The sequence below is a fragment of the Polaromonas sp. OV174 genome (assembly GCF_900112285.1).
Taxonomy (GTDB): Bacteria; Pseudomonadota; Gammaproteobacteria; order Burkholderiales; family Burkholderiaceae_C; genus Polaromonas.
Genome location: NZ_FOKZ01000017.1, coordinates 80,542 through 100,068 on the forward strand (window position 1 = coordinate 80,542; position 19,527 = coordinate 100,068).

16 protein-coding genes are annotated in these 19,527 nt (G+C 62.9%); 4 read left to right on the plus strand and 12 right to left on the minus strand.

The genetic code is table 11. The annotated features are described in order from the left end of the window. Nucleotides 1-6: 6 nt before the first annotated feature. The 6 genes from BM160_RS15430 to BM160_RS15455 all read right to left on the minus strand — a co-directional run bounded on the left by BM160_RS15430 (nucleotide 7) and on the right by BM160_RS15455 (nucleotide 6,840). Nucleotides 7-1,797, minus strand: a complete 1,791-nt coding sequence (locus BM160_RS15430) for an acyl-CoA dehydrogenase (RefSeq protein WP_092007065.1) — start codon at nucleotides 1,795-1,797, stop codon at nucleotides 7-9. 108 nt (nucleotides 1,798-1,905) lie between these two features. Then, a complete protein-coding gene (locus tag BM160_RS15435) occupies nucleotides 1,906-2,838 on the minus strand; it encodes an electron transfer flavoprotein subunit alpha/FixB family protein (protein WP_092007066.1) in 933 nt (310 codons plus the stop codon). Beyond that, on the minus strand, nucleotides 2,839-3,588 hold the full coding sequence (locus BM160_RS15440) for an electron transfer flavoprotein subunit beta/FixA family protein (RefSeq protein WP_092007067.1): 750 nt from the start codon (nucleotides 3,586-3,588) through the stop codon (nucleotides 2,839-2,841). It abuts the gene before it with no gap. Nucleotides 3,589-3,751: 163 nt separating this feature from the next. Further along, nucleotides 3,752-5,089: a mechanosensitive ion channel family protein gene (locus BM160_RS15445; RefSeq protein WP_092007068.1), complete on the minus strand. Its 1,338-nt coding sequence runs from the start codon at nucleotides 5,087-5,089 to the stop codon at nucleotides 3,752-3,754. After that, nucleotides 5,068-5,877, minus strand: a complete 810-nt coding sequence (locus tag BM160_RS15450) for an enoyl-CoA hydratase (protein ID WP_092007069.1) — start codon at nucleotides 5,875-5,877, stop codon at nucleotides 5,068-5,070. The genes BM160_RS15445 and BM160_RS15450 overlap by 22 nt, the downstream gene beginning before the upstream one ends. A gap of 9 nt (nucleotides 5,878-5,886) precedes the next feature. Then, nucleotides 5,887-6,840: a histone deacetylase family protein gene (locus BM160_RS15455; protein ID WP_092007082.1), complete on the minus strand. Its 954-nt coding sequence runs from the start codon at nucleotides 6,838-6,840 to the stop codon at nucleotides 5,887-5,889. Between the two features lie 42 nt (nucleotides 6,841-6,882). Between BM160_RS15455 and BM160_RS15460 the strand changes: the two genes are divergently transcribed. The 4 genes from BM160_RS15460 to mltB all read left to right on the plus strand — a co-directional run bounded on the left by BM160_RS15460 (nucleotide 6,883) and on the right by mltB (nucleotide 12,361). After that, on the plus strand, nucleotides 6,883-7,803 hold the full coding sequence (locus BM160_RS15460) for an AAA family ATPase (RefSeq protein WP_092007070.1): 921 nt from the start codon (nucleotides 6,883-6,885) through the stop codon (nucleotides 7,801-7,803). A 20-nt stretch (nucleotides 7,804-7,823) separates the two neighbouring features. Beyond that, nucleotides 7,824-8,846 (plus strand): DUF58 domain-containing protein, encoded by a 1,023-nt coding sequence (locus BM160_RS15465; RefSeq protein ID WP_255368942.1) that lies wholly within the window; start codon nucleotides 7,824-7,826, stop codon nucleotides 8,844-8,846. 391 nt (nucleotides 8,847-9,237) lie between these two features. Next, a complete protein-coding gene (locus tag BM160_RS15470; RefSeq protein ID WP_092007071.1) occupies nucleotides 9,238-11,238 on the plus strand; it encodes a transglutaminase TgpA family protein in 2,001 nt (666 codons plus the stop codon). Nucleotides 11,239-11,269: 31 nt separating this feature from the next. Further along, nucleotides 11,270-12,361 carry a lytic murein transglycosylase B gene (gene mltB / locus BM160_RS15475; RefSeq protein ID WP_092007072.1) on the plus strand — a complete coding sequence of 364 codons (1,092 nt, stop codon included), beginning with the start codon at nucleotides 11,270-11,272 and terminating at the stop codon, nucleotides 12,359-12,361. A gap of 316 nt (nucleotides 12,362-12,677) precedes the next feature. On the opposite strand, the gene BM160_RS15480 is transcribed toward mltB, so the two are convergent. The 6 genes from BM160_RS15480 to BM160_RS15505 form a co-directional block, all read right to left on the minus strand. Beyond that, the gene (locus BM160_RS15480; RefSeq protein WP_092007073.1) at nucleotides 12,678-13,178 is read right to left on the minus strand and encodes a DUF4124 domain-containing protein; all 501 of its coding nucleotides are present in this window, start codon (nucleotides 13,176-13,178) and stop codon (nucleotides 12,678-12,680) included. 419 nt (nucleotides 13,179-13,597) lie between these two features. Continuing rightward, nucleotides 13,598-14,419 carry a transglutaminase family protein gene (locus tag BM160_RS15485; RefSeq protein WP_092007074.1) on the minus strand — a complete coding sequence of 274 codons (822 nt, stop codon included), beginning with the start codon at nucleotides 14,417-14,419 and terminating at the stop codon, nucleotides 13,598-13,600. A gap of 193 nt (nucleotides 14,420-14,612) precedes the next feature. Further along, a complete protein-coding gene (locus BM160_RS15490; RefSeq protein WP_092007075.1) occupies nucleotides 14,613-15,575 on the minus strand; it encodes an alpha-E domain-containing protein in 963 nt (320 codons plus the stop codon). Between the two features lie 2 nt (nucleotides 15,576-15,577). Then, nucleotides 15,578-17,065 (minus strand): circularly permuted type 2 ATP-grasp protein, encoded by a 1,488-nt coding sequence (locus tag BM160_RS15495; RefSeq protein ID WP_092007076.1) that lies wholly within the window; start codon nucleotides 17,063-17,065, stop codon nucleotides 15,578-15,580. A gap of 97 nt (nucleotides 17,066-17,162) precedes the next feature. Further along, nucleotides 17,163-18,914 carry a DNA internalization-related competence protein ComEC/Rec2 gene (locus tag BM160_RS15500; RefSeq protein ID WP_369821793.1) on the minus strand — a complete coding sequence of 584 codons (1,752 nt, stop codon included), beginning with the start codon at nucleotides 18,912-18,914 and terminating at the stop codon, nucleotides 17,163-17,165. Nucleotides 18,915-19,198: 284 nt separating this feature from the next. Continuing rightward, a partial coding sequence (locus BM160_RS15505; RefSeq protein WP_143093263.1) for an integrase core domain-containing protein occupies nucleotides 19,199-19,527 on the minus strand: 329 nt, incomplete at its 5' end.

A 19,527-nucleotide genomic window follows, 5' to 3' on the forward strand; every position in this document is an offset into this window, starting at 1 on the left:
CCACTGTTAAAACGACTCCAGCGCCAGCGCCGTCACGCTGTCGGCGCCTTCGACAATGCTGTCGCGCACACCGGGCGCCTTGGTCAGCAAATGGTCGGCGTAAAAGCGGGCGGTGATGATTTTGGCCTGCATGAAGGCGACGTCAACGCCGAGTACCAATTGCTCCTGCGCCACCAGCAACGAACGCGCCATCTGCCAGCCGGCCACCAGATTGCCGGCCAGCATCAAATAGGGCACGCTGCCGGCAAACACCGCATTCGGCTTGGCCTTGGTGTTGGCGGCGACGAACTCGACCACTTCAACAAACGCTTCGCGCGCGGCTTTCAAGCGCTTGGCCACGGCCAGCGCGTCGGCACTGCCCTGCTTGAGCAACTCGGCTTCGGTGGCTTCGATTTGCCCGGCGATCGCCTTCGCGGTCTGGCCGCCATCGCGCGAGGTCTTGCGGCCCACCAGGTCATTAGCCTGGATGGCGGTCGTGCCTTCGTAAATCGTCAGAATCTTGGCATCACGGTAATACTGCGCCGCGCCGGTTTCCTCGATAAAGCCCATGCCGCCGTGCACCTGCACGCCCAGCGAGGTGACCTCCAGGCTCATCTCGGTGCTATAGCCCTTGACCAGCGGCACCATGAATTCATAGAAAGCCTGGTTCTGCTGGCGCACTTCCGCGTCGGGATGGTGGTGCGATGCGTCGTAGGCGGCGGCGGCCACCGAGGCCATGGCGCGGCAGCCTTCGGTGTAGGCACGCATGGTCATCAGCATGCGCTTGACGTCGGGGTGGTGAATGATGGGCACGCTGGCCTTGATGGAGCCGTCGACCGGCCGGCTCTGCACCCGGTCCTTGGCAAAGCTCACGGCCTTTTGATAGGCCCGCTCGGCAATCGCAATACCCTGCATGCCGACGGCGTAGCGCGCCGAGTTCATCATGATGAACATGTATTCCAGGCCGCGATTTTCCTCGCCGACCAGGTAACCGACGGCGCCGCCGTGATCGCCGTATTGCAGCACGGCCGTGGGGCTGGCCTTGATGCCCAGCTTGTGCTCGATGCTGACGCAATGCACATCGTTGCGCGCGCCTAGCGAGCCGTCTTTGCCCACCATGAATTTGGGCACCACAAACAGGCTGATGCCTTTCACGCCTTCGGGTGCGCCACTGGCGCGGGCCAGCACCAGGTGCACGATGTTCTCGGCCATGTCGTGCTCACCATAGGTGATGAAGATCTTGGTGCCGAAGACCTTGTAGCTGCCGTCGCCCTGCGGCTCGGCTTTGGCCCGCACCATGGCCAGATCCGAGCCGGCCTGGGGCTCGGTCAGATTCATGGTGCCTGTCCACTGGCCGCTCACCAGCTTTTCCAGGTAGACCGCTTTCAACTCATCGGAGCCGGCCGTCAGCAGCGCCTCGATGGCGCCGTCGCTGAGCAACGGACACAGGGCAAAACTCATATTGGCCGAATTGAGCATTTCGCCGCAAGCCGCGCCTATGGTTTTGGGCAGGCCCTGGCCGCCAACATCGACCGGGTGCTGCAGGCCTTGCCAGCCGCCTTCCACGTATTGTTTGAAGGCTTGCTTGAAGCCTGGCGTGGTGGTGACCACGCCGGATTGAAAGCTTGAGGGGTTGGTGTCGCCTTCGACGTTCAGCGGTGCCAGCACCCCCTCGTTAAACCTGGCGCATTCCTCCAACACCGCCTGCGCCGTCTCCAAACCGGCATCTTCAAAACCGGGGATTTGCGCGACCTGCTCAATATTGGCCAGATGCTGGATATCAAACAGCATGTCCTTGACGGGGGCGATGTAGCTCATGACAGTCTCTCCACTTATGTCAGCAAATGCCCGCCAGCGCAGGTCATCCGGGTACAAAAAACAGATAAAAAAAAGGCGTCCCGCAAGACGCCCTTGGCTTTCTTTGGCTTAAAGCGCAGCCACCAGTTCGGGCACGGCCGTGAACAAGTCGGCCTCCAGGCCGTAGTCGGCCACGCCGAAGATGGGCGCTTCGGCATCCTTGTTGATGGCCACAATGACCTTGGAGTCCTTCATGCCGGCCAGATGCTGGATGGCACCCGAGATGCCGACGGCCACATAGAGCTGGGGCGCGACGATCTTGCCGGTCTGGCCCACTTGCCAGTCGTTGGGCGCGTAGCCCGCATCGACGGCGGCGCGGCTGGCGCCCAGGGCGGCGCCCAGCTTGTCGGCCAGCGGCGTCAGCACTTCCATGAACTTCTCGGCGCTGCCCAGGGCGCGGCCACCGGAGACGATGATCTTGGCCGCCGTCAGTTCGGGGCGGTCGCTCTTGGCGATCTCGGCGCCCAGAAAGGTGGACTTGCCGCTGTCGGCCACGCCGGCCAGGGTTTCAATGGCGGCCGAACCGCCGCTGGCCGCTGCCGCGTCAAAGCCGGTGGTGCGCACGGTGATGACCTTGGTGGCGTCCAGGCTTTGCACGATGGCAATGGCGTTGCCGGCGTAGATGGGGCGCTCGAAGGTGTCGGGGCTATCCACCTTGGTGATGTCCGAGATCTGGCCCACATCCAGCGTGGCGGCCACGCGCGGGGCGATGTTTTTGCCGGAGGCGGTGGCCGGGAACAGGATGTGCGAGTAGCTGCTGGCGATGGCCAGCACCTGGGCGGCCATGTTTTCGGCCAGGCCATGTTCAAAGTGCGCGCCATCGACGTGGATGACTTTGGCCACGCCGGCGATTTGCGCGGCGGCCTGGGCCGCGGCTGCGGCATTCAGGCCGGCCACCAGCACATGCACCTCACCACCGCACTGAGCGGCGGCGGTCACGGTGTTCAGGGTGGCGGGCTTGATGGCCTTGTTGTCGTGTTCGGCAATTACCAGTGCAGTCATTTAGATCACCTTCGCTTCGTTTTTGAGTTTGTCGACCAGGGCGGCGACGTCGGCCACCTTGACGCCGGCGCTGCGCTTGGGCGGCTCGCTGACCTTCAGGGTCTTGATGCGGGGCGTGACGTCAACACCGAGGTCTGCGGGTTTGACGTTGTCCAGCTGCTTTTTCTTGGCCTTCATGATGTTGGGCAAGGTCACATAGCGCGGCTCGTTCAGGCGCAAGTCGGTGGTGATGATGGCCGGCAGGGTGAGCGAGAGGGTTTCCAGGCCGCCGTCGACTTCGCGCGTGACCTTGGCGACGCCGCCTTCGACTTCCACCTTGGAGGCGAAGGTCGCTTGCGGCCAGCCCAGCAGCGCGGCCAGCATCTGGCCGGTCTGGTTGCAGTCATCATCGATCGCCTGCTTGCCCAGGATCACCAGTTGCGGGGCTTCCTTGTCGACCAGGGCCTTCAGCAGCTTGGCCACGGCCAGCGGCTGCAGTTCGGCGTCGGTTTCGACCAGGATGGCGCGGTCCGCGCCAATCGCCATGGCGGTGCGCAGGGTTTCCTGGCACTGCAGCACACCGCAGGACACGGCGATAACCTCCGTGGCCACGCCTTTTTCCTTGAGCCGGGTCGCCTCTTCGATGGCGATTTCGTCAAAGGGATTCATGCTCATCTTGACGTTGGCAATATCGACACCTGTGCCGTCTGATTTGACGCGCACTTTCACGTTGTAGTCGACTACACGCTTGACGGGGACCAAAACCTTCATTGGAGGACTCCAGAGTTTATTGATGGACGGTGACGTTTACGTTGACGTAAAGGTAAGCTTTGCATTCTATGCTGCGGCATTCATGATGCGGGGCGGCGACCCAACTGCAAGAGGGTTATCCGTGGCAGTCGACAAAAAAAGAACGGTCGTTCTATTTTGTTGATTATAAGGGCTTGATTGAGTCGGACTTGAGCGTAGGCTCCACGCTGACCTGGGTATGAATTACTCGCTGCGGATAGGGAATATCTATGCCGTTTTCACGCAAAGCCTTCAAGATAGACAGGTTGACGGCCGAACGCAGGTTTTGCTGGCCGTTTTCCGGATCGGCCAGCCAATAATTCAGCGTGAACTCCAGGCCGTCGGCGCCAAAATTGGTCAAGGCCACCGACACACCGGGATCGCGCAGCACGCGCGCCTGCGTCACAGCAGCCTCGGTCAGCAAACGCATGACCAGTTCGACGTCGCTGTCATAGCCGACGGACACCATGGTGGTCTGCAACAGGCGCGAGTCCGTGAACGACAGATTTTCAATGCGGTTGCTGATGAACATCTCATTGGGAACGATGGACTCGCGCCCGGAAGCGGCTCGCACCACCGTATAGCGGGCATTGATGTAGGTGATGCGGCCTTCAAAGGTATCAACACGCACGTTGTCGCCGATGCGCACACTGCGTTCGGCCAGCATGACAAAACCGCTGACATAGTTGGCCGCGAGCTTTTGCAAGCCAAAACCCACGCCCACACCAATCGCACCACCCAGCACCGACAGCGCCGTCAGATCTATGCCCACAGAAGACAGCGCCAGCAGCAAACCGACAAACATCAGCACCACGCGCGTGGCATTGCTGATGGCCTTGCGCAGGGACAGTTCGCTGCCGGTGGCCGAGCGCAGCAGGCGCGCCTCTATCGCAGAGGAAATCCACAAGGCAATCAGCAGCACGATGCCGGCGGTCAGCGCGCCTTCCAGCATGGTGCGCACCGACATGACCGAGTTGCCGACCTTCCACTTGATATCGTCCAGCTCCTCCAGAATGACCGGCAGCAAGCCGCTGACCCAGAGCACCATGGCGCCCCAGGCGCCCCAGGAAATGGTGCGCTCCAGCGCCCGCACCAGCGGCGCATCCTTGAAGGCGGCCTGCAAGACCTTGACGCCCAGCCTTATCACGGCCAGCGACAGCAGCACGGGAATCGCCACCTTGAAGACCGCCAGCGGCAGCATGCGCGCCACCAGCTCCTGGGCGGCATAGGCAAACGACAGCAGCAACAGCGGAAACAGCACGCCATCGACAATGCGCCGGCCAAAGAGAATCGACTGATCATCGGGCTGGTGGCGCGAACGGCCCAGCAGACGTGCCACCAACCAGGCCAGGAGCACGCAGCCCAGCAAAGCCGCCAGCTCAATCAGGGCCATGGGCTGCATCAGCCCGGCAAACCACTGATCCAGGCTGTCAATTGGGAGCGGGGATGGAGGACGAAAATTCAGGGTGCCAGTACCGGCCATTCAGGTTTCCTTTTCTCGATGAAGGCTTGTACGCCTTCCTGTGCAACGGCGTGCATCATATTGCAGGCCATGGCCTGGCCGGCCAGTTGGTAAGCCGCCTCCACGCCGGTTTCGCGCTGCTTGTAAAAAAGCGCCTTGCCCATGGCCAGCGCTTCGCGCGGCTTGGACAGCAAGGCCAGCAGGAGCTGCTCGACCTCGGCATCCAACGCCTCCAGCGGCACGACGCGATTCACCAGCCCGCGCAGCCGCGCCTCGTCAGCCGTGATGAACTCGCCCGTCAGCAGCATTTCCATGGCCTGCTTGGCCGGCATGTTGCGCACCAGCGGCACACTGGGCGTGGCGCAAAAAAGGCCCACGTCGATGCCGTTGACGCCAAAACTGGCCTGGCTGGCGGCCACCGCCAGATCGCATTGCGCCACCAGCTGACAACCGGCGGCGGTGGCCAGGCCCTGCACCCTGGCAATCACCGGCACCGGTAGATTCTGGATGCTGAGCATCACGCGCGTGCAGCGGGCAAACAGTTTCTGGTAATAGGCCAGCTCGGCCTGTGCGCGCATCTCCTTGAGGTTGTGGCCGGCGCAAAAGGCCTTGCCCTCGGCCGACAACACGACGGCGCGGGCCGAAGGCTCACCGGCGATGGCATCGAGCGCCGTCTGCAACGCGGCCAGAACCTCTTCGCTCAAGGTATTGAAACTGCCTGGCTGGTTCAGCACCAGGCGGTGCACGCCCCGCGCATCCCAGGTATGAAGAACGGGCGGCGGCGCAGCGGCAGGCCCAGTGGTACGCATAAAAAACTCCTATAAATCTGCCAGCACGCGGATGTGCGCTTCCACGCTGCGCCCCAGCGCGCTCAGGTTGTAGCCGCCTTCCAGCGCGGACACGATACGGCCCTTGGCGTGGCGCTTGGCCACGTCCTTGACGCGCATGGTGATCCAGGCGTAGTCCTGCTCGGTCAGGCCCATCTGGCCCAGCTCGTCCTCGCGGTGCGCGTCAAAGCCGGCACTGATGAAAATCATTTCGGGCTGGAACGCTTCCAGGCGCGGCATCCACATCATCTCTATCAGCTCGCGCACCTCCATGCCCTTGGTATAGGCCGGCACCGGCAGATTCACCATATTGCCGTCGTGCGCCTCGGCGCCGCTAAACGGAAACAGCGGATGCTGGAAAAAGCTCACCATCAAAATCCGCTCATCGCCGCGAATGATGTCTTCGGTGCCATTGCCGTGGTGCACGTCAAAGTCAACAATCGCCACGCGCTTGAGGCCGTGGCGCTCCAGCGCGTACTTGGCGGCAATGGCGATGTTGTTGAAAAAGCAAAAGCCCATGGCCTTGTTGTGCTCGGCATGGTGGCCAGGCGGACGCACGGCGCAAAAGGCGTTCTCCATCTCGCCGGCGATCACGCTGTCGGTGGCCGCCAGTACCGCACCGGCAGCGCGCAAAGCGGCATTCCAGGTGTGTACGTTGAGCAAGGTATCGGGATCAATCTGGACGTAGGGTGGTCCACCCGCCTTGATGTCATCGGCCAGGGTATCGCTCAGACCGCGCAGCGCCGCCGCCAGCATGCGGTCGTGCGCCAGCTCGATGTCGCCCAGCGCCGCCAGCGGCGCTTCCCGTCTTGCCAGCGCGTCGCCCACGCCGCTGACCAGCAAGCGGTCTTCAATCGCATCTAGCCGCTCGGGACACTCCGGATGTCCTGGGCCCATCTCATGTTTCCAGCAATCTTTGTGAGTGAAGTAACCAGTCGCATTCATGGCTTGAAAGTTTGGCGAAAAAATTACGGTATGGTTGAAGGCATGCACGTCAAAGAAAAACTTCAAGCGCTTTTGAATCAGCTTAACACGGTCATTGTGGGCAAATCCACGCAGGTACAGGACTGCGTCGCCTGCCTGCTGGCCGGCGGTCATCTGCTGATTGAAGACGTGCCCGGCGTCGGCAAAACCACGCTGGCGCACGCGCTGTCGCGCTCCTTTGGCCTGCAGTTTTCACGCGTGCAGTTCACCGCCGACCTGATGCCCAGCGACTTGTCGGGCGTATCTATTTACGAGCGCCAGCGCGAGGGCTTTGTGTTTCACCCCGGGCCGGTGTTTGCGCAGGTGCTGCTGGCCGATGAGATCAATCGCGCCAGCCCCAAGACCCAGAGCGCCCTGCTCGAAGCCATGGAGGAAAAGCAGGTCACCGTCGAAGGCGAGACCCGGCCCCTGCCGATTCCGTTTTTTGTCATTGCCACGCAAAACCCGCAAGACCAGCTCGGCACCTACGCTCTGCCCGAGTCCCAGCTGGACCGCTTTCACATGCGTATCTCGCTGGGCTACCCGGACCGCGCCGCCGAGCGTGAACTGCTCAGGGGCGGCGACCGGCGCGACATGGTGGACAACTTGCCGGCCCTGCTGGCGCCGCACGACCTGCTGGAGTTGCAGCAACTGGTGCAGCAAGTTCATGCCGCAGAGCCGCTGCTGAACTACCTGCAAGACCTGATGGCCGCCACCCGCTCGGGGCGCTGGTTTTTGCAGGGCCTGAGCCCGCGCGCCGGCATCGCCATCATGCGGGCCGCCAAGGCGCAGGCCTTTCTGAGCGGGCGGGACTACGTCGCGCCCGATGACATCGCCGCCGTGCTGCCGCAAACCGCGGCGCACCGCCTGGTGCCCGTCAGCGATGCCGGCCGGGGTGCGGCCGAGCAGGTGCGCGCCATGCTTGACGCCGTGGCCCTGCCCTGATCCGCACGCCCGCGTTTGACATGGCCGTCTTCGCCTTCATGCCCAATCCTGCGCGCCTGCTCCGACAACGTTTTCAAAGCTGGTTCGAATCCCGCCTCCCCTTCACCGACAGCGTCACGCTGACCCAGCGCAACGTCTACATCCTGCCGACGCGTCCCGGCCTGATGCTGGGCGCCACCCTGCTGGTGCTGCTGGTCGCCTCCATCAACTACCAGCTCAACCTGGGCTACCTGCTGACCTTTTTGCTGGCCGGCTGCGCCCTGGTCGGCATGCATGTCAGCCATGCCACCCTGCGCGGCCTTGCTATGAACCTGGTAGCGCCCCGCGCCCAGTACGCGGGCGCTACAGCCATTTTTGACATCAAACTCACGAATACCAAGGCGGCTACGCGTTACGGCCTGGGCCTGAGCGTGCTGAATCCTCAGGCGGCGACTGCGCCAAAAGCCAGCGCGCTGCACTGGGCCTGGACCGACGTCCCGGCGCAAGGCAGCAGTGTGGTGCAGGTGGCCTTCACGCCCCCGCGCCGCGGCCTGCAGCGCCTGCCGACGCTGACCGCCGAGACCCGCTTTCCGCTGGGCACCTTCAGGGTCTGGACGGTCTGGCGGCCGGCCGCGCAAATCCTGGTCTACCCGGCGCCCGAGCTCAATCCGCCACCGCTCCCCCCGGGTGAGCCGCGTGCCCAAGGTGCGGCCACGGCAGCGCGTTCACAAAACTCCGGCGAATTTGATGGCATTCGCGCTTACCGCCGTGGCGACCCGCTCAAGCTGGTGGTCTGGAAAAAAGCCGCCCGCGCGCAGGCTACCGGATCGAACGAGCTGCTGAGCCGGGACACCCAGCAGACCCAGCAACAGGCCTTGTGGCTGGACGCGCAGGCCGCCGGCCTGCCCGAGCAGGAGGCCCGCCTGTCGCGCCTATGCGCCTGGGTGCTGATGGCGGACCGGCTGGGCCTGGACTACGGCTTGCGCCTGGCCGGGCGCGAGATCAAGCCGGCTCGGGGCGAGGCGCATAAGCGGGCTTGCCTGGAGATGTTGGCGACATGCTGAGGGCTTGGGGGTTTGGCGGCGAGTGGAGGCCGGGTCTCGCCCTGGCAGGCGACTCACTTTTAGCGAGACCCGCTACAAAAACCTGCAAAGAAATGATGTGGTGTATCCCGGCTTTTCTTGGTATTCGGTATTCGTATCCGCTCCCACCCCGTCCTGGCTGGGCCGAGCAGCGCAGATGGAGGCGGGATCAGGGCCGCAGTTGTTTGAGCGCAGCGAGTTCTGCGGCCCCCCGCCGGAGTCGAGCAGCGCAGGTTGCCTGGAGCGAAGCGCAAGGACCCAGACTGCGGGTCGCCTTCTCTTTGCTTACTTTCTCTTGGCGAAGCAAGAGAAAGTGAGTCGGCCGCCGGGCCGAAACCCGGCCCCGGAACCAAAAAAACAATCCCCCGAAAAAATGAACCCCACGACCAAGCTCTCCACCCTCCCCAGAGAAGCCCGCGACACCCTCTTCCTGCTGGTGGTGATCGCCCTGATCGTGCTGCCCCAGGTCAGCCAGCTGCCCTGGTGGTGCACGGCGCTCACGGCCGCCGCGCTGCTGTGGCGCGGCAAGCTCGCCGTCCAGGCGCTGCCCCTGCCCAGCCACTGGTGGCGGGCCGGGCTGCTGCTGGTCGCGCTGGCCGCCACCTACGCCAGCCACCGCACGCTGCTGGGGCGCGATGCCGGCGTCACGCTGGTGGTGCTGCTGCTGGCGCTCAAGACCTTTGAGCTGCGCGCGCGGCGCGATGCCTTCGTGGTTTTCTTTCTTGGCTTCTTCGCCATGCTGACGAATTTTTTCTACTCGCAGTCACTCATGACCGCCGTGGCCATGCTGCTGGCGCTGCTGGGCCTGCTGACCGCCCTGGTCAATGCCCATATGCCGGTGGGCCGGCCACCGCTGGCGCAGGCCGCCAAAACCGCCGGCTGGATGGCCTTGCTGGGCGCGCCCGTCATGCTGGTGCTGTTTCTGCTGTTTCCGCGCCTAGCGCCCTTGTGGGGCGTACCCAGCGATGCCATGACGGGCCGCACCGGCCTGAGCGGCAGTATGCAGGTCGGCACGATTGCCAAGCTGGCGCTGGACGACAGCGTGGCCATGCGCATCAAGTTTGAAGGCCAGCCGCCGCCGCAAGCCGATTTGTATTTTCGCGGCCCGGTGCTGTCCGACTTTGACGGGCGCGAATGGCGACCGGCGCGTTTCGGCACGGCATCGCGTTACGGTGTCACAGCCAATCTGGCCGTGTCCGGCGCGCCCGTGCACTATCAGGTCACGCTGGCGCCCACCAGCCGCCCCTGGCTTTTTGTGATGGAAGCGGCCACGCAAAGCCCGGATCTGCCCGGCTACCAAAGCGCCATGCAGACCGATCTGCAGTGGCAGCTCGACCGGCCCGTCACCGACCTGGTGCGCTACCAGGCGCAAAGCTACTCCAGCTTTCGCCACGGCCCGCTGCAGCCCGTGGCCGGCCTGCAGGCCTTTGTCGACTTGCCGCCCGGCTTCAATCCGCGCACCCAGGCACTGGCCGAGCAGATCCGCAGCGACCCGCGCCATGCCGGCGCCAGCACCGCACAGCTGGTTCAGGCCGCGCTCGAGCGCCTGCGCAGCGGCGGCTACAGCTACACGCTGGAGCCCGGCGTCTATGGCCAGCACACGGCTGATGAATTCTGGTTTGACCGCAAGGAAGGCTTTTGCGAGCACATCGCCTCCAGCTTTGTGATCCTGATGCGCGCCATGAACATTCCCGCCCGCATCGTCACCGGCTACCAGGGCGGCGAGCGCAACAGCCTGGACGACTTCTGGGTCGTGCGGCAAAGCGACGCCCACGCCTGGGCCGAAGTCTGGCAGGCCGGCCAGGGCTGGCTGCGCGTGGATCCAACATCGGCCGTGGCCCCCGGCCGCACCGGCGCCTTCCAGCGCCTGGCCGCGCCGCAAGGCGTGGTGGCACAGGCGCTTGGCAATTTCAGCCCGACCTTGTCGGCGCAGCTGCGGGCCGGCTGGGAAGCCATCAACAACGGCTGGAACCAGTGGGTGCTCAATTACACCCAGGGCAAGCAGCTCCAGCTGCTCAAGAATCTCGGCTTCACATCGCCAAGCTGGCAAGACCTGAGCTATGTCCTGCTGGCCATCCTGGTCCTGAGCAGCCTGGCCGGCGCCGCCTGGACCCTGTGGGAGCGCAGCCAGCACGACCCCTGGCTGCGCCTGCTGGCCCGCGCGCGCCAGCGGCTGGCCCGGGCCGGCATACCCAGCTGCGCCGCCAGTTCACCGCGCCAACTGGCCCAGCAGGTGCTGGCCAGTCACGGCAGCCAGGGCCAAGCCCTGCATGACTGGCTGATGGCGCTGGAACGCCAGCGCTACGCGCCATCGTCCACCCATTCGCTCCAACCCCTGAAACAGCAATTCAAGCGCCTGCCCTGGCCTGCTTAAAATTGCCCTGCCGCCCACCCGACTGCCACGCATGACACGATCCAAAAACTTCCCCTATTTCCGACTAGCTATTGTTTTAATAGCTGCCATCGCAGGCTACACGGGCGCAAACGCCACAAAACCCTTAAAAAAGACGACTGGCGCCAAGGCCGCGCCAGCGCAAGGCCCGCTCTACGCCACGCGGCCCGAGGCCATGCAGTTTGCCGCCGACATGGCCAGCCGGCGCGACCTGGACCCGGAATGGGTGCGCAGCGCCATCGGCCAGGCCCGCTATAACGCCACCGTGGCACGGCTGATGCAGCCCGCCACCAAGCCCTTTGTGAAAAACTGGCGCGTCTACCGCAGCCGCTTCATAGACCCGATACGCATAGAGGCCGGCCGGCGCTTCTGGCTGGCCAACCGGGAAACGCTGGAGCGCGCCGAAAAAGAATACGGCGTGCCGGCAGACATCGTCGTCGGCATCATCGGCGTGGAAACCATTTACGGCCGCGACACCGGCAGCTTTCGCGTGATGGACGCGCTCAGCACCCTGGCCTTCGACTTTCCGGCCAGCCACCCGCGTGCCCAGGAACGCAGCGATTACTTCAAGGGCGAGCTGGAGCAGTTTCTGACCCAGGAAAGCCGCAAGAGCGCCGACCCCTTCGAGCTCAAGGGCAGCTACGCCGGCGCCATGGGCATGCCGCAGTTCATGCCCTCCAGCTGGGTCAAATACGCGGTGGACTTCGACGGCGATGGCAAGGTTGATTTGTGGAACAGCCCGGCCGACGTGATCGGCTCGGTCGCCAACTACTTCAAGGCCTACGGCTGGCAGCCGGGCATGCCCAGCTATTACCCGGTGAGTTTTGATACCAGCCGCCTGGACATGGACGCCCTGATGGCGCCCGACATCCTGCCCACCTTCAGCGTCGACAGCTTCACAGCCAAAGGCGCGGTGCTCGAAGGCGCAGCCCTGGAACACAAAGGCCCGCTGGCACTGGTAGAACTGCTCAACGGCCCGGACGCACCGCAATACGTCGCCGGCACTGAAAACTTCTACGTCATCACCCGCTACAACTGGAGCAGCTACTACGCCATGGCGGTGCTGGAGCTGGGGCGGGAAGTGGCGCAGCAGGTGAAGCCGTAACTGATGTGCGCTGTTGGGCGCTGGCGCGTCCAACAGAGCAAAACCATAGGCGTGATCACCGCACACCATTGCGGATTTGAGGAAGGTCAGCCAGTTGCCGTTATCGCTGCAGCCGCAGGCCGATGACCGATTCAGACTACCAGGCGACCTCTGTTATCTAAGAGAAATGCCCTGCGGAGGTTCGAGCATCGATTAGCTCCCTGGTGCGGTCGATCCTGAGAACTGGATCTGTGAGATTTGTCTCGGGTAAATCCTTAGCGACGCCTCGCCCTAAACATGCACAGCCTCCAGGCCTTTGTAGGAAGAAGCTGAACAACTATCGAACGTAGGTGTTGACCCGGGTGTCAACGTTAATCGTCTTGCTGTCTGGCTCTCGCATACCACAAGTGCCATACATCATTGATCGCTTAGCCTCGACAATAGGAGTATTGTTGTAGTTTGAATTAGCCGTAACCTCGTAGTCACGTTTTGCTCTCTCACATGCGATAGTGTCAACTCGCTCTGCTTGCAGGTCGGGCTGTGTTCGTCGGGCCGCTGACCCCGCAGAGGTTGCCCCTTTTTGCTGGTCGCGCAGTTGCTCTCTGAGTTGTTCATTTTCCCGGCGCAACTGGGACTCCCTGCTACCTGAAAAGTCAAGTGAGTTTCCCTGAGTCTGAAGTTTTTCGCTAGTCTTGGCACCATTGCATGGCGCATCAGAGAACTCGAACTTACCAGCTGCGCTTTGGCATTTATAAACATGCTGTTGGGCACTGGCATTCCCACCGGCTGCCAGCGCCAATGCTCCTAAGAAAATTGCCATCCCGATTGTTTTGCTCATGGCCAACCCTTCAACGCAAATTTTTTTACAAACTAATTCTTCGAAAAAAGTCCCCGGCAATCATATTCGACTCCCCTTTTCCCCCTGTAAAACGCCTGAGAAAAGGGCTAGCAGGAGTGCCCAATGAGGCGGCACGCCGGGTATGGGGTGCACCCCCATGCAGCGAAGCGCGACCTCTCCGCCTGTACCTAAGGATTCAGCATACGTTCTTGAGCATGCGCTCTACGTCGTTGTAGGCCTTCTGCCGGAAAGCAACTGAGTTTCCAGAAAACAGTCGCTCGCCAAGGGCAGGAGTCGCTGCATTGCGGACTGCCTCTCGATAAGCAACAGCGGACAACAATAGGCCCAGATCGTTACTAAGCCAATCCAACTGCCATCAATTCACGATGGCGTTGCAAACCCATGTCGGCCCAAGCCGATCAAACCGGCTCAATCGTGATATTCACCGTCATCGACTCCTCGCCGCCGCCCTGGCGCACGCCCTTGATGGGCGGGCAGGCGTTGTAATCGGTGCCCATGGCCAGGCGCACATGGCGCTCGTCGATCAGGCAGCTATGGGTCACGTCTATGCTGGCCCAGCGCCGGCTGGCCACGTCCAGGCAGACATCTACCCAGGCATGGCTGGCCAGATCGGGCTCATTGGCGGCGTAAAAATAGCCGCTCACATAGCGCGCCGGAATCCCCAGGCTGCGGCAAATGGCGACCATCACGTGGGCCTGGTCCTGGCACACGCCGGCGCCGGCTTCAAAGGCTTGCAGCGCCGTGGTGGTGACGTTGGTACTATATTTTTGATAGCTTACCGCGCCCGCCACACCTTGGCTCAAGGCCAAAAGCTCACTTAAATCAGCGCTTCCGTCGGCGCCATCCGGCAGCACGAAGCGGCGGCCGAATTCGGCCAGCAGCGGATGCGGCTGGGCCAGCTGCGTGGCGCGCAAATACAGCTGGGGCAGCGGCAGGCTGGCGTCATCGTTGAACTCCGCGATGCCCAGGGTGTCCACCTCGCCTGCGGCGTTGACCAGGCTCCAGCGCACGTCGCCAGATTCCTGGCCCACAAAGGTATAGGCGTTGACGCTGTTGCCAAAGGCGTCGCGCTGGGCGAACAGCTTTTGCGGTGCGCCCACACTCCAGAAGTGCACGGTTTGCGCCGGACCGGACTGCGGCACCAGCCAAAGCGTCTGCAAGGCGTAACGCAGCGGCGCGGTGTAGCGGTACTCGGTCGTGTGATTGACGTGCAATTTCATGTGAGATGTGCCCCCACGTTCGTTCGCTTCGCGTAACTCTCTGCCCCCCGAGGGGGCTGGCCTTGCTTGGGGCGGCCCGGCGCTGCGGCCATTGCCCCCACGTTCCTCCGCTTCGCGTAACTCTCTGCCCCCCGAGGGGGCTGGCCTTGCTTGGGGCGGCTCGGCGCTGCGGCCGCCGCGTCAGGATGGGGTGTCAATGGGTCACCGGAACCAGAAACTCGCGGCTGATATGAAAACCCAGCTCGTTCACCCGATCGAGGAACTGGGTCAGGTAGGCATGCAGGCCGGTCGCCAGGATTTCGTCGATGCGGGCATATTGCAACTCGGCCCGCAGCTTGCCGGCGCGGCGCTGGGTTTCGCTGTTGCTGTCGCTGGTTACCATGGCCAGGTTGCCCATCACCTCGTTGAGGCAGGCCAGCAGGGAACGCGGCATGTCGGGGCGCAAAATCAGCAACTCGGCCACGCGCTCGGGTTTGATGACGTCGCGGTAAACCTTGCGATAGACCTCGAAAGCCGACACGCTGCGCAAGATGGCGCTCCAGTGATAAAAATCGTATTCCTGATGCTTCTCGCTGACCGTGCCAAGAAAATCATTCTGCACGGCATGAAACTTCACATCGACCAGCCGGGCGGTGTTGTCGGCGCGCTCCAGAAAGGTGCCCAGGCGCAGAAAATGAAAGGCTTCATCCTGCAGCATGGTGCCTGCCGTCACGCCGCGCGACAGGTGTGAGCGGAACTTGACCCACTCAAAAAACTCGCCCGGATCACGCTCGAAATCGCCATTTTTGAGCATGCGAATCACCTCCAGGTAAGTCTGGTTTTGCGTTTCCCAGACTTCCGTGGTTAACGAGCCGCGCACGGCGCGGGCGTTTTCGCGGGCGTTCTGCAGGCAGGAGATGATGCTGGACGAATTTTTCTCGTCGCGCACCATGAAATCCATCACCTCGCGCGGATGGATGCGCTCACCGTACTTGGCGGCGTAAGAGGACTTCAGCTCGCTGATGCTGAGCAAGCCCTGCCAGCCGGCCTGCACCAGCGTCGCCGATTTCGGCAGCAGCGAGGTCTGGTAATTCACATCCAGCATGCGGGCGGTGTTTTCGGCGCGCTCCGTATAGCGCGACATCCAGAACAGGTGATCGGCAGTGCGTGACAGCATGATCAGATCCCTCCCTGTGATTGCGACTGCGACTGAGCCGGCATGCCCGCCCCGTCCTCCAGAATCCAGGTGTCCTTGGTGCCGCCGCCCTGCGAGGAATTGACGACCAGTGAGCCGTCTTTGAGCGCCACGCGGGTCAGGCCACCGGGCACCATCTGCACGTCCTTGCCGCTCAACACAAAGGGCCGCAAATCGATGTGGCGCGGCGCGATGCCGCTTTCCACATAGGTCGGGCAGGTCGACAAGCTCAAGGTGGGCTGGGCAATATAGCCAGCCGGGTTGGCCAGCAGCGCGGCGCGAAAGTCTTCGATTTCGGCCTTGGTGGCTGCCGGCCCCACCAGCATGCCGTAACCGCCGGCACCGTGTACTTCTTTGACCACCAGGTCTTTCAGGTTGGCCAGGGTGTATTGCAGGTCTTCCTTGTTGCGGCAGATATAGGTCGGCACGTTCTTGAGGATGGGCTTTTCGCCCAGGTAGAACTCGATCATTTTTGGCACATAGGGGTAGATGGATTTGTCGTCGGCCACGCCCGTTCCTATGGCGTTGCACAGCGAGACATTGCCGCTGCGGTAGACATTGAGCAGGCCGGCGCAACCCAGGGTCGAGTTGGGCCTAAAGGCCAGCGGATCAAGGAAGTCGTCGTCGACGCGGCGGTAAATCACATCGACGCGCTTGGGGCCGCGCGTGGTGCGCATGTAGACGAAGTTGTCCTTGACGAACAGGTCCTGGCCTTCGACCAGCTCCACGCCCATTTGCTGCGCTAAAAACGCGTGCTCGAAATAAGCCGAGTTGTACATGCCGGGGGTCAGCACCACCACGGTGGGCTGGGCGGTGGCCGGCGGCGCCATGGCTCGCAGCGTCTCCAGCAGCAGGTCGGGGTAATGCTCCACCGGCGCCACCCGGTTCTCGCTGAACAGATCGGGGAACAGCCGCATCATCATCTTGCGGTCTTCCAGCATGTAGCTCACGCCGCTGGGCACGCGCAGATTGTCTTCCAGCACGTAGTACTCGCCCTCGCCCTGCGCATTGGGCGCGCGCACGATGTCTATGCCGCTGATGTGCGAATAGATGTTGCCGGGCACCACCACGCCCATCATCTCCGGGCGAAACTGATCGTTCTGGAACACCTGCTCGGCCGGTATGACACCGGCCTTGATGATCTCCTGCCCATGGTAAACATCGTGCAGGAAACGGTTCAAAGCCGTGACGCGCTGCACCAGGCCTTTTTCCATGCTGGCCCATTCATGGGCCGGAATGATGCGGGGAATCAGATCGAAGGGAATCAGGCGCTCGGTGCCGGCGCCGTCTTCATCCTTGGCGCCATACACGGCAAAGGTGATGCCGACGCGGCGAAAAATCATTTCCGCTTCGGCGCGGCGCGCCTGCATTGCATCTGGCGTCTGCCGGGCCAGCCAGCGCTGGTAGTCCTGGTAGTGCGCGCGGACGCTGGAAGCCGTTGCATTCATCTCGTCAAACATCGGTCGGCTCATGAGCATGATCTCCAGCAAAGTTGGCGTGTGGTGCGTCGAGAGGCACCTGTACAGAGCTTAGCAAGTAATGCGCCAAGCCGGTGCATTCGGTCATTTTTTACGGCTCGGGCAGATGCTGCCAATAACGCAGGCCGGCTTGCCGCTGGCAGTCCAGTTCCGCCGGTTTCTGACTCTGCCAGCTGGCGGCCCCGCACTGCGGCGAGCGCACCAGCCGAATGCCGCGCTCATCGTAGCGTGCCACCACAGACGCCACCGGATGACCGAAGCGGTTGCGGTAGCCCGCCTGGGCCAGCGCCAGCGGCGGCTGCACCGCGTCCAGAAAGAGCGCGCTCGACGAGGTCTTGCTGCCATGGTGCGGCACCAGCAGAAAATCAGCCTTCAGGCTGGCCGGGACGCTGCTAAGCCTAAGCTCCTGCGCCGCCTCAATATCACCCACTAGCAAGGCGGTCTGGCCGCCGTTGGAAATGCGCAGCACGCAGCTCATGGCATTCGATTTGCTCACCTCCCTATAGTCGGCGGCGTCGGGATGCAACACGTCAAAACTCACGCCGTCCCAGACCCAGTGCTGGCCCGCCGCACAGCGCGTTGATGGGCGCAGCGCCTGCAGCGGATGACTGTCTTCAATGGAACTCAGCAGGCGCGCCTGCGGCTGCATCGCCAGCACGGCGGGCGCACCGCCTATGTGGTCGCTGTCACGGTGGCTCAGCACCAGCAGGTCCAGCCGCTCGCCCAGCGCCCGCAGCAAGGGCACCAGCACGCGGTGGCCGGCATCGCTTTCGCGCGAGAAACGCGGTCCGGTGTCGTACAGCAGGCTGTGGCTGGCGGTGCGCACCAGCACCGCATTGCCCTGGCCTATGTCGGCGGCCAGCAGCTCGAACTGCCCCGGCGCCGGGCGCACCGGCTGCCACAGCAAGACCGGCAACAGCAGCGGCAGGCCCAGCACGCGCCAATGCCAGGGCAGGCGCAAGGCCAGCAAGGCACCGCCCAGCACACCGGCAACCGCGCACCACAATGGCGCGGCCGCCACGCTAACGGAAGCCAGCGGCCAACTGGCCAGCCACTGCAACAACAGCGCCAGCAAGCCCACCGCCCAGGCTGCCACATCCCACAGCGGCGCCCAGAGCACGCCCAGCATGGCCAGCGGCGTGACCAGCAAGGTCACCCAGGGAATGGCTACGGCATTGGCCAGAAGCCCGACCAGCGAGACCTGATTAAACAGCAGCAGCGACAAGGGCGTGAGCGCCAGCGTTACCACCCATTGCTCGCGCGCGGCGTGCAGCAGGGGTGGCAAAAAACGCGACGCCAGCCCATTTTTTAAATCAAATCGGCCTTCAGCCCTTTGTGGACGAACGCCACCAGCTCCTGAATCAGTAGCTACATCGCCCCCACGTTCGCCCGCTTCACGTGGCTCTCTGCCCCCCGAGGGGGCTTGTTTTCCTTGGGCCGGCCCGGCGGCAAACAAAACACCTACAGCGACAAACGACAGCCAAAAGCCGGCCTGCATCAGCGCCCAGGGATCCAGCGCCACCACCACGGCCATGGCCAGCAGCCAGGTCTGGCCCCAGGGCCACTGCCTGCCGCTTTGCCGCAGCAAGACCACCGTGGCCAGCATCCAGATGGTGCGCTGGGCCGGCACGCCCCAGCCCGAAAACAGCGCATACAGGACGGCCAGCAGCAGCCCTCCCAAGGCGCCGGCGCGGCTGGCCGGCAAGGCCAGACACAGGCGCGGCGTCAGCCTGGCCGAGCGCCGCCACAGGGCGCCAATCAGCCAGGACGCGGCCCAGGCGAACATGGTGATGTGAAGACCCGAAATACTCATCAAATGGGCCACGCCGGTGGCGCGAAACACATCCCAATCGGCGCGCTCATGGCCATTAACAATTAAGTTCGAAAGTGAGACAAATAGTTTGAAAGTGGCTCAAATTAACAAATAGTCTGAAAGTAGCACCCGTGGTAGCACGCCACGAGGCAGCTGGAAAGTTCGAAAGTGGAAGCCTAAGTGGTTGATGCAATTGGAAAATCTGGATTTGTGTCAATTGCAGTCCGCCGCTCGCATCCTGTTGACCTCAAGATTTTGGCCATCGCAGCCCTTATCCAAACTAAATTGTGACCCGTCCTGCCATAGGTTGACACCTATGAAGCACAAATAGCCGAGCCGATGAGGCCAGCTAAAGACGCCCGATGAGCCTCATCGGGCGTTTTCAATTGTAGGGATTGGTGCGGCCTTTCCTGGTTATAGATTTGTACGGCCTGCTGAACCATGCGGCTGGCCTGGCTCAGGTCGGCCGGTCGATGCAGCAGGAACTCCATCTTCAGGATTCCGTTAACCCGCTCGGCCAGCGCGTTCTGGTAGCAGTCGTAGCCGTCGGTCATTGAGCACTTGATGCCGTGACGCCGATGGATTTCCTGATAGTCATTTGAGCAATACTGGATGCCCCTGTCGGAGTGATGCACCAGCGCCT